Genomic DNA, 15,447 nt, shown 5'->3' with positions numbered 1-15,447 from the left:
GCGAACGGCAAGACCGGAGGCGGCAACTGGCGCGTCGCTTTTTTCTGCAGCCCGCGGAAGCCCGTCAGCTTCTCGCAAGGTTTCCGGTGTAGCGGTGTCGTCCTTGTTTACGGAAGACGTGGTGAGCGCGGACGATCATCCCAATCTAGGAGGGCGGCTTTGATGAAGGTCCAACACTGCGTGGGACGATCATGAGGCCGGCGAGGAGTCGCAAGAGCCTCTTGATCAGCAGTTAGCGATTGCTCCTGAAACTCCCGCGGAGGAGGGCCCGCTTCTCAGCATCGTTGCCAAGCGATAAATGTCCGGACCATCTTCAGCAGACAATCCAGCCAAAGAAAACGCGCTGACCCCCGAGCCAGAGCGCGGTGCGGAGCTATGCTGACGCGTACTTCTAACTCAGATCTCGTGGTGAGAAGATCGCTGCACTGGACCACGATCACGTGCTGGCGCTCGCTGAGAGACCTTTTTTGTCCCGCGACGAGCTGATGGCGCCTGCGTTACCAGCACTTCACCTCCATCACAATCCTCATGCTCCGGCGGTGCAAGCCGAATCTATGTTGCTTACGCGGAAAAGGGGTGGTCACGTCAGCGAGAGGTCACCACTACCGGACAACTATCCTCATCAGTTCGAGACAAGCCGTGCTCTCGTTTAGGACGTCATCGGCTTGCTCGGATCAGCCAACCCGGATATCCTCAGCTAACATCCTGCCCGTACGCCCGGCCTTAAGCTCATAACTTACGCGGGCTCCCTCTTCGAGGGTGGCCAAACCAGCCTTTTCAACGGCACCGAGGTGCACGAAGACATCGGGGCCTCCATCCTCGGGCCTGATGAACCCATAACCCTTGGTCGGATTGAACCACTTCACAATACCCATTGCCACGGCGGCACCTCCATAGTGAACGCTTGTGATCTAGCGAAGAGTCTTCCGATCATAAAGAGCAGCGGCAACTAACGTCGCGGCCCCGATGTGAAGGTCTCGTGCTCTTGTCGGATGGCCTAGTGGTCGCCCAATATGCAAATAATAGAAACGCCCCTGGCGCGACGAAAGGCCTGTCTGGAATGACCCTTTGTCTGTGCTTCAGTTGCTGTCGCTAACGGTTCACGGGAGAGTTGCATGCATCGAACGTGCCGCTCAAATCATCCAAAAATACGAGCTCAGGATTGGTGGCTCGGGAAGATCGTTCACTTAGCCAGCAAAGCCCCGTGAGTACTACCCGAAGGTCGCTAGGCGTTTAGAACCTTAGCGTTCGAGCAACGTCTACCAGCAGCACGTTTTCGAAATGCGTCTGCCGACTATCATTTGCCGGCTGCGCGTCGCCCCCCTCCAAGCCGCCGTGGTAGGTCACAGCTTCAGCACGTCGGCCGCTATGATTACCAGACTTCAACCTGCGACACGTATACGACCGCCAAGCTCAAAACAGGGTAAACGACATTTGCGATCCGCCCCGCCGTCGAGCTCTAAGCGTGTGATGCGCCTGCGGCGTTATATCGGCTCGCTGTGTCCGCGTGGCGCGTCACCGTTACGGCCAGCATCGAGATAGAAGCCGTCTGTATGGTATCAGTGCCACTATTATCGCTGTGCAGCTGTCAGCTGCATAACTCGCTTTGCACTTCGCCACAGCAATTCACGGTCTTATTAAACCGCCAACCGCGGCCTAGATAAGACACCGACGTCGCGCCTTGACGACGCACTGGGTCCGGCTAGACGTCTCCAGCTTTCGCATCGCGTTCTTGACATGAAAGTTGACCGTATTCTCGCTCACTTTCAGGATGACTCCAATAGCCCAGGATGACTTCCCTTCCTCGACCCATCGCAAACACTGTCTTTCCCGTTCCGACAGCACAACCTCTTGCTCATCCGCCATGACTTTCTCCTGTGATTGAGAGAACAGGAAAGGCATCAGCAAATGCCATACCATCCAGTGGCGCCAGCAAACTACCGGCGAGGCAGGACAAATTCCTCGGCGATTGCCGCTCCATATGCGCGAGGCGCCCATCCTACTGCAGCTCCTGTCAAGGCTTGCGGCATATGTCGGAAACCCGACAGCAGCATTATGACGATCGTGGCTGTCGATATTTGCGACAAAGAGCCGGATATCCCCCTTTCACTTAAGCACTGCAGCAAGGAGTAGAGGAATTCTTTCCGGGGCCTGTAGCAAGGCTCGCGAACCCCAGGTGATTCATTTGCATCCACAGCCCTTTTTCCAGCATTTAGGCACGAGGCCAATCAACTCATAGCGAAAGCTTTGCGTTCGGCGCCAATCCTACGGCGAGCATGCAAGTATTTGCGTCCCAATAAACTACCAATGCTGGTGATTGATCGGCATCACGCCAAAACGTATGAGCAGTGATGCCGTTGCAATCGACGCTCCTCTTCCGGGATTTAGGCATGCAGTGTCAACCACAAGCAATTCGGCCTACCGCAGGTCGTCAATGCGCACGACCGTCACCTGCCGAAATGCTTCGCGCCCAGGTCTGCTCGAAAGATGAGCTCTCGTTTCTGATGGAAGCCCATGATGGCCTGTCTGCCACGATCGCCCAGCGCTCAGGATTCAAGGGGCTCTGGGCCTCTGGTTTGTCGATTGCCAGTTCGCTCGGCTATCGCGATGCCAATGAAGCTTCATGGACCCAGCTCGTCCAGAGCGTCGAATGCATTGTGGACTCGACAGAGCTCCCTGTGCTCGTTGACGGGGATGGCGGCTTCGGTAATTTCAACAATGCTCGCCTCCTCGCACGCAAACTTCATCAGGCGGGTGCGGCGGGCGTGTCGCTTGAGGACAGCTGCTTTCCGAAGCTGAACTCGCTCATTGGTGAGCGGCATCCGCTCGCCGATATCGATGAATTCTCCGGTCGTCTGCGGGCTGTAAAGGATGCAGTCGCCGAAACTCTCGTTCTCGTTGCCAGGATCGAAGCGCTGATCGCTGGCCATGGATTGAACGAAGCTATCTTGCGTGCTCACGCTTATGCCGACGCGGGAGCCGATGCAATCTTGATTCACTCGCGAAAGAGTACCGCGGACGAGATTCTTTCGTTCGTGAACGAGTGGCGGAACCGGCTCCCTGTCGTGATTGTTCCGACGACATACTATCGAACGCCGGTCTCTGCCTATCGCGATGCGCGCATCTCCACAGTCGTCTGGGCCAATCACTCCATGCGAGCTGCGGCAGCTGCAATGCGACGCGTTTGCGATAGCATCGCGGCTCAAGAGAGCGTTGCGAGCATTGAATCTCATATCGCACCGCTGAGCGAGATATTCGAGCTCCTGAGGTATGACGAACTTGCCGTGGCCGAAAAGCAATATCTGCAGCCCAGCTAGTTCATGGCAGCAGGATTGGCACAAAAGTTTCCTTTCTTCTAAACTCGCCCGATGCGCCCCTCGCCTCTCCCCGGTCTCGTCCAGTGTCACCCAGCAAGGCCGCGACCTAACATCCTGGACAGCTCCGGACATGGCTAAACATCTGTCCCTGACGCTTAAGGAAGCTCACACAGCGGCTGATTCAGCTGTATGCGCTGATGACAATTCACACCTACCCGCTTCAATATTTGGGGTGGTCGGACAAGTCTGCGGCACGTAACACTGAACAGAGGCGTTCACGATGCTTGCGGTGCGACACTCGGGATGAAGAAGGCGAATGAAATGCCTCTGAATGCTCCCAAGCATGCTCTCATTCTCGCCGCTGGAGTGGGCTCTCGGCTGCGGCCGCTAACGGATCTAAACCCGAAACCTTTAGTCCAACTCCATGGCACTCCCATCCTGCACAACGCGCTACATAACCTTGGGCGTGTCGGCGTGGAACAGGTGACGATTGTTGTGGGGTATCGCAAAGAGGCGATCCAAGACGCCTGCGGCAGCCGCTTTGGCGGTCTTGCAATCAAATACGTCGAATCCCCCGTTTACGACCGTACTGGGAGCGCCTATTCGCTCTGGCTGGCGCGTGACGCGCTCGTTTCTGGGGACCACTTCCTCCTTGAGGGCGACGTCTTCTTCGAGGAAAACGTATTGCGGCAGCTGCTCATCAGTGAAGCGCCCGACGCAGCGGCTGTCGCTCCCTTCGATGAGCTGATGCAGGGATCAGCGGTCCTGTTGTCGGATCTTGGCTTCATTTCAGAATTTCGTTTGAAACAAACAGCGAGAAATCTCATCGCGGATGGCCCTCCTCTTTACAAGACGATGAATCTATTGCGGCTGTCCGCGTCTACTCTGCGGACAGAGGTCATTCCGGCCCTAGATGATATGATCAGGGCCGGAGCTACCCAGGCCTACACCGAGGAGCTTCTTTCCTATCTCGTGGAAACACGAGGTCTGCAGCTTGCTGCCGTGCGATGCGATGATCTCAGGTGGTACGAAATCGATGATGCGGAAGATCTGCGCACCGCCGAGCGCATCTTCGCAAGAGCCGATACGTCTGATCCAACCGCCTGGGGGTGAGGTTCACGACGATCACGGAAGGTTTGACGCTGCACCTCACGACCTGCGCGGCTGCCTCTGACACAGGCTGCGTAACAACGCCAAAACCCGCAAGCTTGTCGGGGGCCGCAACCAAAGCGGCCGCCTATTGCTTCAGCAGAACGCGAGCGGCTCGTCTCGGCATGAAGCGTGAAACACACACCCACAGGCGATGGTGGTAGCGAGACAGTTATTTCGCCGCCAGCCGCTTTGACCGCAGGAATGGGACGGTACCTAGACCTTGAAAGAGGCAGATGACTTCGATTTGCTCGCTTGCGCTCTTCCGGATCGAGGCTTTCCTGCAAGCGACTGCTCCGCGGAACTAATCTCTTTAAAGTCGAACCTGAAGCTGATTCTCGGTGCGCAAAGTACATTCTCGCCAAATTTGATCGGAATACGGCCGGAGCAATCAAGGCTCTCTTTGACGAAGACCGGCGCCGAAGTCGACATTTCAAGCAGGCGCGCCTCCTGCGCAGAGGGCAGACGCGCACTTATCGTCACCCATTGCTGCGAGTAGTCATCGATTCCAATGCGCCTGAGAGCCGTCGAGATCGAGTTGGCGCCAGAGAATTTGTCCAGCAGTCCGGGAGTGCGTTTCGCCGGAAAGTAGCTATGCGCAATGACGATTGGGATCTCGTCCTGATAGCTCAGCGTGTCGATGCGCAGCACATCGTCACGAGCTTGCAAGTCGAGGTAGCCGGCAAGCCGCTCGTCTGCCTTTATCGTTGCAGCAGACAGGATCTTACGACGCGCCAAGCGGCCTTGCGAGATGAGATTATCGGTCAGCCGGGTTTGAGGGGAGAGCAGATAGGGTATTGGATGTTCGACAACGAAGGTGCCCCTCCCCTGCTCGACACGTAGCAGTCCTTCCTGCTCAAGTGCCCGAATGGCGTATCTTACGGTGTGCCGGTTGACACCATATTCGAGAGCAAGCTCTACGTCGTTCGGAAGTTTTTCGCCTGGCCGAAATCGGCTCGAGACAATGGCTTCTTCGATGTTCGACCGAACAAACTCCCAGCGCTTTCCTTGATACATAGGTCAAATGGTCCGTGGTTCAGGCTTTGAATTGCGTCGGATTAGCGCCAGGTTTATCATTCTTAGCCTGCGCCAGCCGGGTTACGGTCGCTCCCCTAAGATAAAGACGTTGTCGGTAAAGTTCCCGGAAGACAGTTGACCGGCGCGCTGAAGAGGCAATTGAGACGCTCGCATCTTCGACATCATACTGGCCTGTGTCCTCGCGATCTTGCAAAGCTTCATCGATGATACGGCCGTGCACCGTCGACGGTAGCGGCAGTCCCAAGCTGGAAAGGATCGTCGGCACCAGATCAACGATGCTGGTTGGGGCAGCAACAACTCCGCTTCTAAAGGCATCGCCACCAAGGATGCATAATGAAGACAGCTCGTGTGCCGAAAGCCCTCCGTGCATGCCAACGCCGGTCGGATAGGTCCCATCGTAGTACACGGCGTCGGGCGAAGCGCTCTGATTGGCTGCGCCACAATCGGCGAGAATAAACGACAGGTCCGCACTTCGTTGGTGTTCGGCCATGACAGCGGAAAGCGGGAGGGTGTTGGCGATAAGTGGAGAGCCATCAGCGCCCTTAGGTGAGAAGGCCACACCAAACCATGGCTCCTCGGACAGGGTGTGATACATCTCTGTCAGAAGATGGCCCTCTCTGTCCCGGGCCCAAATGTTTACAACCCGTTGAGCTGTTATTGCGGCGTCTACGTCGGGCGTGAGTTCGTATCCGACCTTGAATCCCGACCGCCGCAGGTGTTTCAATACGGAGACCTTTTCTCCAATGATGGCGTGTCCGTGATCGGATGCAGCAATAAGCTGTACTCCTTCCCGCTCTCCTTTCTCGTTCCACCAAGCGAAAATACGCCCAAACTGGCGATCGACCTCGTGGAGCACCTCACGCGCTCTAGGATGCTGAAGTCCGAACATGTGATATGTAATGTCCGGCTCGGAAAGCCAGAGCAGGCTGACCTCCGGAAGTGTTTCTTTCTTCAGGAACGAGAAGAATAGGTCGACGACGCGTTCAATGGTCGCACGCGCCGGTCGCTCGTCGGGAGGGAGCATCGGAAACGACGGCGCAATCCGGCGGACGGCAGCGTTGCCACCGAACATTGACGGGTCATGGACCCAGAACGCCGGCGCCCCCGCCTGCCAACTCCCCCAGCTGGAAAGTCCAAAAGAGCCCTGTGATTGAGATCCGATCGACAACATCGCCCTTCCATGAGCCGCCAAGACTTCGCCGATCGTCGTGGCGGTGAGAACGCCACCGCTTTCGCTGCCGAGCGTCAGGAGTGCCGAGAGCGAAGATCCGTCGATCGATCGACCGTTCGCCACAAAGCGGTTGCCGATGATTCCATGCGCCGCGCTATGTCCGCCCGTGGCCAGCGCGGCCGATGAAACCCGCGTCTCACTGGGAAAAGATGAGGTATGGCGGGCAAGTCGAAGGCCGATTTTGGACAGCTCGGCGAGATTGGGCGTAACTGCTTCGTGTAGCTGGTCAGGACGAAGACCATCCAGCATGACAATTACAAATTTCATTCGGCCACCTTCCAGCTCCGATTCCGAGACTTAGCCTACGGGAGCGGCAGCCTCCTTGTCCAGCTACCTAGGCACCTAGGCCTGTCATGATGGTGTCACACGGTGTGAATTATATCTCGCACCAATCGAACCGCTCCTCAGAAAACCATTGTCCGAGTCCGCCCGGCCCGAGCGTGAGCACGCAAAGCTGCATGGTTCAGAGCTCGGCACGCAATGGTTTGTGCAACTAAGAAGAGATGTGTGATGAAGACCTGTGATCGACGCACGGTTCTCAAATTGGTCGGTGGGCTGAGCTTGCTTCCATCGACCTCTGTCTTTGCCCAAAACGCTGGCCGGACGGCACTGCGGATCGCAATGCAGGATCTGCGCGTCGAGCTCGATCCGCTCCATCCCCGTGCCACGGCGCTCGTGAGCTTTCGGGTGCTCGAGAGCATTTACGACAAGCTCTTTGCAATCGACTATCAACGGGACGGGCAGATTCGGCCGATGTTGGCTGAAAGCATCGAGGCTCTCGACAGCACCACATATCGCGTGTCTCTGCGGAAAGGGGTTCAATTCCACGATGGTGAAGAGTTAACGGCAGAGGACGTCGCATTTACCTTCGGTGCGGAGCGTATGCTGGCAAAGGACAGCCCGGGTTATGGTGTTGGCCAGATCAGCCTTCCGTCGATGAGCGCGGTGCGGGCAACCGGTCGACACACTGTCGAGTTCAGCACGAAGGCGCCCGATCCTGTCTTCGTCAAACGACTGACCTCCTATGGAGGCGGCATCGTCTCGAAATCGGCCTATCTGAAGGCGGCGACATTCGATCAATGGGCCAGAGCACCCGTCGCGGCGGGGCCTTACCGCGTCGTTGAGGCCGTCGAAAACCGCTACATACGCCTCGAGGCGCATGACGGGTACTGGGGTGGAAGGCCGCCGCTGAAGGGAATCGAGTTTCGGATGGTGCGGGAGCCGGCGGCACGCGTTGCCGGCCTTCGCGCTGGCGACTTCGATATCATCACAACCGTAGCGCCGGATCAGTTCGATACCCTCGCCGCTGACAACCGCTTGGACGTGGTTGGCGGCGACACGATGTCCTTCCGCACGCTGGTCTATGATCCGACCACAAATGAGGTGTTGCGGGATCCACGCATCAGGCGCGCCATGAATCTGGCGATCGACAGGCAGACCATTGTCAATAGTATCTGGCGCAAGCGCATAAGTGTGCCGCCCTCCCATCAACACCCTGCTTACGGCGCTCTCTACAATCCTGACCGGCCAATCCCGCGGTACAATCCGGAAGAGGGCAAGCGGCTGCTCGCCGAAGCTGGTTACAATGGGGCAGCAATTCCTTTCAAAACGGTCGGCAACTATTACACGGCCGAGCTTATCGAAACCCAAGCTATCGCGGCAATGTGGAGGGCTATCGGCCTGAACGTCGATATTCAAATGAAAGAGAATTGGGCCCAAGTCGAAGAGCGTTTGGGCCGCGGCGTGAACAACTCGTCAGACGGCACATACTATCCCGACCCCACCGCATCTTTCGTCTCGCGCTGGGGGTCTCAGAGCAATTTTCAAAGGGGTGGGTATTGGCGGAACGACAGATTCAATATGCTGGAGACGACTTTGCTGACGGCGCAGGACCCGGCCCAAAGGCGAGTCGCCTATCAAGAGATGCTGGACATATTCGACGAGATTGATCCACCAGGAACGGTGCTCCATTCGCTTGGCGAGTTCTTCGGGAAGCGCGCCAACATCAAGTGGACACCGACGCCAACCGGTTTGATGGATTTTCGGCCAGGCGCAATCAACGTCTAGCCGAGAACGCCCTGGGCCAGACGCAGAAGACTATGGTCTGCTCGGAAGGTGGAATCATGGACCAAACCAGTTCGCATGCACTTGAAGCACCTTATGCTCGAACTCTTGAGCACGGGAGTGCCGGACGCCCGGCCATCGCGGCTGGCGGCGCGCCGATTCTTAGCATTACTGGATTGACTGTTGTTCTCGCAGAGCAGCCCGAGACGCGCCTCCTGGAGGCCGTTCAGTTCGAGCTGCGGAAGGGTGAGTTTTTCGCGCTTGTCGGCGAAAGCGGCAGCGGAAAGAGCGTGCTGTGTTCGACCATCATGGGAGTAGCTAGTTCCGAACTGAGATGTCTCGGCGACATCCATATCGAAGGCAGGCGTCTTTCTGATGTCGATCGGCGCCAGCGTGCAATGATCTACCAACAGCCAAGTCTATATCTTAACCCTGTCCGGAACATTGGTTTCCAGCTTCGCGAGACGGTCCAGGTGCTCGACGGCTTGAGCAAGAAAGAGGCGAGCGAAAGGGCTGCAGATCTACTCCGCGATGTGGGGATCAATGACCCCAATGAGACGATGAGAAAATACCCGCACGAGATGTCGGGCGGAATGAATCAGCGCGTCATGATTGCAATGGCGCTGGCGATGAAGCCGAAGCTTCTCATCGCTGACGAGCCGACCTCGGCCCTCGACGTCACTACGCAAAAGCAGATCCTTGACTTGCTCGAACGGCTCCGCTCAGACATGGCAATCCTCTTCGTGACCCATGACCTGGGCGTTGCCCTGCAACGATCGGACCGCATCGGCGTTCTCTATGCCGGCCAGTTGGTCGAAATCGGGCGCGCCGATCTCGTCGCTCGAACTCCCCTGCATCCCTATACGCGCGCGCTCTTCTCCGCTGTCCCCCCACTCTCAGGGCGTCCCCGGCGTCTGCACAGCCCAGCAGGCAGCCTCCCTGAACCTACTCAGCGCCAGGCCGGCTGCAATTTCGCATCTCGGTGCTCCGGAAGGTTGGACATTTGCCGGCACACAAGGCCTACCTTGCAGGGCATTCCACAACAAGTGGTGGCATGCCACAACTTGGAGGCATGAATGGCATTACCGATCGAGCCTCCTCACGTTCATACAGCGCGCGCGTCGTCCGAACCCATTCTCGAGCTGCGCAATGTCGATTTTTCCTACCCGGCTGCTCGGCGCTCCGCTGCGCAGGTCCTTGGCGGCTCGAGGCTGCATAAGATCAACATGATCATCCGTCGTGGCAAGGCCCATGGGCTGATAGGAGAGTCCGGCAGCGGCAAAAGCACCATCGCCAAGCTTCTGCTTGGGCTGATAGCGCCAGAAGCGGGTCAGATCTTTTTTGACGGCGAGCTGCTGACGCCGGATCGATTGGCTGCGTTCCGCCTTCGTGTCCAACCTGTCTTTCAGAGCCCTCTCGACGCACTGGACCCAATTACCCCGATCGGCAAACAAATCATCGCGCCTCTGCTCGTGAACTTCAAAATGAAATCTTCCGAGTGTCAGGCTCGGCTCGCTGCAGCAATTTCCGCCGTCGGCCTATCGGGCGAGATCCTTGGCAAATTGCCCCATCAGATAAGCGGCGGACAGGCGCAGCGGGTCAACATAGCTCGAGCACTTATTCTCCATCCCGAGGTTCTGATTTGTGACGAGCCCGTCTCCGCGCTTGACATGACCGTTCAGGCTCAGATCCTAAATCTTCTGTCGGATCTGCGCGAGAGCCGGGGCCTGTCCCTCTTGTTCATCAGTCATGATATCAGATCCGTTGCCTATCTCTGCTCAGAGATCACCGTCCTGAAGCGCGGAAGCATCGTTGAGAGCGGTTCACGCGATGAGGTGCTGCTCGACCCAAAGACGGGTTACATGAAGTCCCTACTCGAGGCGGTGCCCAATTCTGGGCTCGGCCTTCAAACGGCATCACCTTCAAAGCCTTGTTCGCAGCCAGCAGGGCGTCGCGACTTGCCGGCGGAGGGGTGATAGCCGCATGAGGCGCAACACGCGGAAGATATTTGCGAGCAAAATTGCTCGCGCATTGGTCACAGTCGTTTTGATGGTAACAAGCGTATTCGTTCTTATGCGCTGCGCGGGCGATCCGGTCACCGTCTTACTCGGGCCGGACGCGACGGCGGACATGCGGGCCGCATACTCCGGCGAATTGGGGCTCGACCGCCCTATCCTAGCGCAGTATCTGGCCTATCTTCATAACATCGTCCGAGGAAGCTTAGGCGTCTCTTACGTCTATCGACAGGATGCACTCGGTGTCGTCCTCAGCCACCTTCCACTGACGCTGACACTCACCTGCTCTGCTCTTACTTTGGCGGCGCTCGCAGGCGTTGCGGCAGGAATAGCTGCCGCGGTATTTCCCTCGAGCTTCATAGGCCGTGCGTGCACGGTCGGAACCGTCGTGGGACTGTGTGTTCCCAGCTTCTTCCTGGCGATCGTCCTGATGCTGGTGTTCTCAATTCAGCTCAATTGGCTGCCGACCGGCGGTGCGGAGAGCTGGCGCAGCTTGGTTCTGCCGGCAGTAACCATGGCGGCCGCAAGCTCCGCCGTGCTTGCCCGCTACACCCGCGTGGCCGTTCGCGAATCGCTGGACAGCCGGTATGTGTTGGCTGCGTTTGCGCGCGGCATTCCGTTCTGGCGGATATTGATCCACCACGTACTGCCCAATGCGGCGGTGCCGATCCTCACCATACTTGGCCTGCTCATCGGCGGAGCGGTAACCGGCTCGACCGTGGTCGAGACGGTCTTCTCATGGCCGGGTATCGGAAATCTCTTCGTCACTTCCGTCGGAAACAGAGATATTCCAGTGGTGCAGGCAATTGTCCTCCTTGCTGGCACTGCGATGATCATGACCAACCTGGCCGTCGATCTCGGTTACACCTGGCTCGATCCGCGCTCGAAATCCTCGGAGACATAGATGAGCATCGCCTGGGCGTATGAATGGACCTGGAACATCTTTCGGTCTTCGAAAGCTCGACTCGGCCCGCGTAAGCCGCCCAAAATGGGATTCCATGGCGCCGCCATATGGATTGTCGGATGTCTGTTGATTGCCGCGCTGGCCCAGGTGATCTCGCCCTATCATCCCGCACAGATCTCCCTGGATGCTCGGCTTTCGCCACCACTGTTCTTTGGTGGCACGCTGGACCATTTATTGGGCACTGACGAGCTCGGTCGCGACGTGCTGGCTCGCTTGATATATTCGATCCAGATCAGCATGCTCGTTGCGGTGGGCGGGACCTTCATTAGTACGCTACTCGGCGTTTCGTTAGGCTTCCTCTCTGCCGAGCTTGGCGGATTGGTGGACGAGGGAGTCATGGCACTGGTCGATATGCAGGCTGCTGTGCCGTTCATGATGACCGCACTGCTTATCATAACGATATTTGGCAATTCGCTGGCCCTCTTTGTGTGTCTTGTGGGCTTGCACGGGTGGGAGCGCCACGCCCGCATCGCGAGAGGACTGGCTTTGACCGCACGCAACCGGCTCCATGTAACGGCGGCGCGGACCTATAACGCTTCGCGGGTTCATATCTACGCACGCCATATTCTCCCAGCGTGTGCACCGACCATCGTGGTCGGCATGACCCTTGGGCTCACCGAGACGGTTCTCCTGGAAAGCACCCTGAGCTTTCTGGGACTAGGGATACAACCGCCGATGTCGAGCTTAGGCAATATGGTAGGATACGGGAGAGACTATTTGATGACCGCCTGGTGGATCGCCCTCGCGCCCGGGCTCGTCATCGCAGCGACAGCGATGTCGCTCATGACAATCAGCGAGTCTCTGCGCCGGACGGGACCTCGCGTAGCTTCTTTCATGCCTATCTGAGACGAAGTCATGCCGCATCCCGACCTCGACGGCTCAACGAATAAAACGGTCAAAAACGTGCCCCTGTATCGGCAAAGGAGGAAGTTCACTTGTGGACCATCTTCCCTGATGATGGTGATGTCCGCGCTGGACGAGCGCTATCGGCCGAATGAAACAGCTGAGCTCGAGATCTGGCGAGAGGCAACGACCATTCACGGCGGCTGCGGACCGGTTGGTCTGGCCTTGGCCCTCAAACGCCGCGGGTTCGCAGCGCTTGTTGTCGTGAGCCATGATGGGCTTTTTCTTAAGTCTCGCGCCTCACAAGACGGCGAGATTGAGGTGATGCAGATTCTCCAGGAACGAGATCTCGCCGAAGCAGACCAGCGCGGCATCCCTGTCCATGTTGGAACTTACAGCCTTGACGACCTCTCGAAATGGATGGCGGTGGGCTGGTATCCCATCGTGATGGTCAGCATTGAGTTCGAAGCTAAGACGATCACTCATTGGGTGGTGGTGACCGGGGCCGACGCCGATCACGTGTTCTTCAATGATCCTCTCAAAGATCCCGCTGAGGAAGATGCTGCCAAGCGCGTCGATCACGCGAGCTTTGCCAGCATGACCGAGTTCGGTCCCAGCCGGGAAAAGGCGGTCATTCTTGCGGGCCTTCCAAAAATGGCGAATGTCGCGCTTCCTCTTCCCAGGATTTATGCTAGCCATCAACCACGGCCTGACACGCCGAGCGCTCCTGGCTTCGGACGCTGATGCATTTTGGTAGCCGCTAAAAGCCCAACATACCCACCATCAGCAGTTCTAGCATAATGCCATCGAGTGGCCTCGGTAAGCAGCACCGGTATACACCGAGTTAGGAAGCAGCATAAACAGCCACCAGGACGCCCGCCCAGCGTTTTTCCGCGCGCCCTGACCTGAGCTGACCTGAGCCCCTGAACTTCCTCCAAAAATGGGTAGAATCCGTCCACCTTGAGGGAGACGGAGATGAAGCAGTCGAGGTTCACGGAAGAGCGGATCATTGCGGTGCTGCGGGAGCACGAGGCAGGATCGAAGACCGGTGATGTTTGCCGGAAGCACGGGATCAGCAGCGCGACGTTCTACAAGTGGAAGGCCAAGTATGGTGGCCTGGACGTATCCGAAGCTCGACGCCTCAAGGTCCTTGCCGACGAGAATGCGAAGCTGAAGAAGCTGTTGGCCGAGGCGATGCTCGACAACGCCATGCTAAAGGACCTCAATTCAAAAAATGTATGACCCGCCCCGCCCGTGCAAGGGTCGTTTCGATCAGGACGATGCAGCCTGCACAAATGTATCCGGCCTCTTGCAAGTGGGCCGCTGTTGCGGCCAGGCCATGATGAGATCCGCGCGTGCCGTTCCCAGATAAATGGTCCGGGCTCAAAACCCGCTTTTTTGCACAGGGCTTACGGCGCGCCGATCGACTGTCTCGTCATCACTTTCACGAGCCTCGCAGTCTGGAACAAACGGGATCAGCTAAAGGCCGGATCCCGCCGTTCGTAGCTTGCGCCGGGCTTAGTCATCACTACCCATGCGATCCGCGCAATCTTTGCCGCCAAGGCGACGGTGACTTTGTTGGTGTGCATGCGTGCCTGAAGTCCATCAAGCCAGGCGCCAAGGTGATATCGCGAGCGATCAAGATGTGTCACGCAGGAGCGGGCGCCGTGGATGATCATCCGGCGCAGATATCGGTTGCCGCGCTTGCTTATCCCCAGCAGCTTCGTTTTGCCTCCCGTAGAGTATTCTCTGGGAACAAGACCCAGCCAAGCTGCCATATCGCGGGCCTTTTTGAACTGTCGGGCAGATCCAGCTGCTGCCAAAAGCGCGGTCGCCGCAGTGGACCAATGCCCGGGATAGTCATTAATCGACGTGCGGTATCGCTTTGAGAGGCAACCGCCTCAATCTCGCGGTTGACTTCAGCAATCCGCAGCTCCAGCCGCCGCAGCTCGTCGAATGTAGATGCCAGAATGCGACGCATGGCCGACGTTAGATCATTCGATTCATCTGCCAAAACCCTCGGCAGATCTGCCTTGAACTTGCCGGCGCCCTGGTGAATAGCGATCCCATATTTCAGGCAAAAAGCGCGCATCTGATTTATGAGACACGTCCGTTGCGAAATCATCCTATCGCGAACACGATGCAGCGCTTGTAGGTCAATGTGTTCAGGCGACCGTATCTCGACGAAGCGCATTGTTGGTCGCGTCACTGCTTCCGCGATCGCTGCGGCATCGATGATGTCACTTTTGTTGGACTTTACATAAGGCTTGACGAATTGAGCCGGAATAATGCGGACGGTATGCCCCATCGCGGCGATCTTGCGTGCCAACCATTGCGAGCCGGAGCAGGCTTCCATCCCCACCAGAGCCGGCCCGGCGCGTTCGAAGAACTGCAAGAGTGTATCGCGCCGAAACGTCGCCTTCTGGATCGGCATTCCGGCGGCGTCGAGCCCAACGACGTGGAAAAGGTTCTTGCCAATATCGATCCCAAACACCGTTGCCGGCCTGGGTTTGTTCCGTGTCCTCATTGCTTCCTCCTTTTAAAAGCCAACTCAGTCTGACCGAGAGGATGGGGCGGGTCATCCCATTAATGGTGACGCCCGTTGCAAGGCGGCAGGCTGTGGCTCACCTTTGTTCGAGTTTTGAGGTCAGTCAGCGGCGGGCGTGTGAAGTGGTTGGGGCTGATCGGTCCTCGGTGCGTATCTCAGCCTTCGGCCTGACGACGCGACCATTCGCGTCCGGCTGCGCGAGTTGGCGTCGGTGCGCCGGCGCTTTGGCTATCGCCGTCTGCTTCTCATGATCCGCAGTGAAGGCGTGCTTATCAACC

General features: G+C 57.6%; 11 protein-coding genes and 4 pseudogenes. 10 read left to right on the top strand and 5 right to left on the bottom strand.

Features of this window, described 5'->3' with window-relative positions:
* Nucleotides 1-674 precede the first annotated feature (674 nt).
* Together OWC48_RS44130 and OWC48_RS44125 are read right to left on the bottom strand one after the other, a co-directional pair.
* Nucleotides 675-881 (bottom strand): cold-shock protein, encoded by a 207-nt coding sequence (locus OWC48_RS44130; RefSeq protein WP_282525639.1) that lies wholly within the window; start codon nucleotides 879-881, stop codon nucleotides 675-677.
* 775 nt (nucleotides 882-1,656) lie between these two features.
* Nucleotides 1,657-1,857 (bottom strand): annotated as a pseudogene (locus OWC48_RS44125) (helix-turn-helix transcriptional regulator); the annotation flags it as partial.
* Nucleotides 1,858-2,459: 602 nt separating this feature from the next.
* On the opposite strand from OWC48_RS44125, the gene aepX reads away from it, so the two are divergent.
* Entirely contained in the window at nucleotides 2,460-3,317 is an 858-nt protein-coding gene (gene aepX, locus OWC48_RS44120; RefSeq protein WP_282525656.1) for a phosphoenolpyruvate mutase, read from the top strand.
* Between the two features lie 321 nt (nucleotides 3,318-3,638).
* Nucleotides 3,639-4,430, top strand: a complete 792-nt coding sequence (locus OWC48_RS44115; RefSeq protein WP_282525655.1) for a phosphocholine cytidylyltransferase family protein — start codon at nucleotides 3,639-3,641, stop codon at nucleotides 4,428-4,430.
* A 252-nt stretch (nucleotides 4,431-4,682) separates the two neighbouring features.
* On the opposite strand, the gene phnF is transcribed toward OWC48_RS44115, so the two are convergent.
* Together phnF and OWC48_RS44105 are read right to left on the bottom strand one after the other, a co-directional pair.
* The gene (phnF, locus tag OWC48_RS44110; RefSeq protein ID WP_282525638.1) at nucleotides 4,683-5,483 is read right to left on the bottom strand and encodes a phosphonate metabolism transcriptional regulator PhnF; all 801 of its coding nucleotides are present in this window, start codon (nucleotides 5,481-5,483) and stop codon (nucleotides 4,683-4,685) included.
* Nucleotides 5,484-5,502: 19 nt separating this feature from the next.
* Nucleotides 5,503-7,002, bottom strand: a complete 1,500-nt coding sequence (locus tag OWC48_RS44105) for an alkaline phosphatase family protein (protein ID WP_282525637.1) — start codon at nucleotides 7,000-7,002, stop codon at nucleotides 5,503-5,505.
* Between the two features lie 243 nt (nucleotides 7,003-7,245).
* On the opposite strand from OWC48_RS44105, the gene OWC48_RS44100 reads away from it, so the two are divergent.
* The 7 genes and pseudogenes from OWC48_RS44100 to OWC48_RS44070 form a co-directional block, all read left to right on the top strand.
* Nucleotides 7,246-8,802: an ABC transporter substrate-binding protein gene (locus OWC48_RS44100; RefSeq protein ID WP_282525636.1), complete on the top strand. Its 1,557-nt coding sequence runs from the start codon at nucleotides 7,246-7,248 to the stop codon at nucleotides 8,800-8,802.
* Entirely contained in the window at nucleotides 8,745-9,875 is a 1,131-nt protein-coding gene (locus OWC48_RS44095; protein ID WP_282525635.1) for an ABC transporter ATP-binding protein, read from the top strand. Before OWC48_RS44100 ends, OWC48_RS44095 begins: the two co-directional genes overlap by 58 nt.
* Complete coding sequence (locus OWC48_RS44090) at nucleotides 9,876-10,775, top strand: ABC transporter ATP-binding protein (protein WP_282525634.1); 900 nt, start codon at nucleotides 9,876-9,878, stop codon at nucleotides 10,773-10,775.
* Between the two features lie 7 nt (nucleotides 10,776-10,782).
* Entirely contained in the window at nucleotides 10,783-11,718 is a 936-nt protein-coding gene (locus tag OWC48_RS44085) for an ABC transporter permease (protein ID WP_282525633.1), read from the top strand.
* Nucleotides 11,719-12,624 carry an ABC transporter permease gene (locus OWC48_RS44080; RefSeq protein ID WP_282525632.1) on the top strand — a complete coding sequence of 302 codons (906 nt, stop codon included), beginning with the start codon at nucleotides 11,719-11,721 and terminating at the stop codon, nucleotides 12,622-12,624. It begins immediately after the preceding gene.
* Nucleotides 12,625-12,633: 9 nt separating this feature from the next.
* Entirely contained in the window at nucleotides 12,634-13,365 is a 732-nt protein-coding gene (locus OWC48_RS44075; RefSeq protein WP_282525631.1) for a peptidase C39 family protein, read from the top strand.
* Nucleotides 13,366-13,596: 231 nt separating this feature from the next.
* Nucleotides 13,597-13,860 (top strand): annotated as a pseudogene (locus OWC48_RS44070) (transposase); the annotation flags it as partial.
* Between the two features lie 236 nt (nucleotides 13,861-14,096).
* Here OWC48_RS44070 and OWC48_RS44065 read toward each other — a convergent pair.
* Nucleotides 14,097-15,148, bottom strand: a pseudogene (locus OWC48_RS44065) (IS110 family transposase).
* Nucleotides 15,149-15,210: 62 nt separating this feature from the next.
* On the opposite strand from OWC48_RS44065, the pseudogene OWC48_RS44060 reads away from it, so the two are divergent.
* Nucleotides 15,211-15,447, top strand: a pseudogene (locus OWC48_RS44060) (IS3 family transposase); the annotation flags it as partial.

Source organism: Bradyrhizobium sp. Arg816 (genome assembly GCF_029989365.1).
In the GTDB taxonomy this organism is placed as follows: domain Bacteria; phylum Pseudomonadota; class Alphaproteobacteria; order Rhizobiales; family Xanthobacteraceae; genus Bradyrhizobium.
This window is presented reverse-complemented; position numbering and strand designations above follow the sequence as displayed.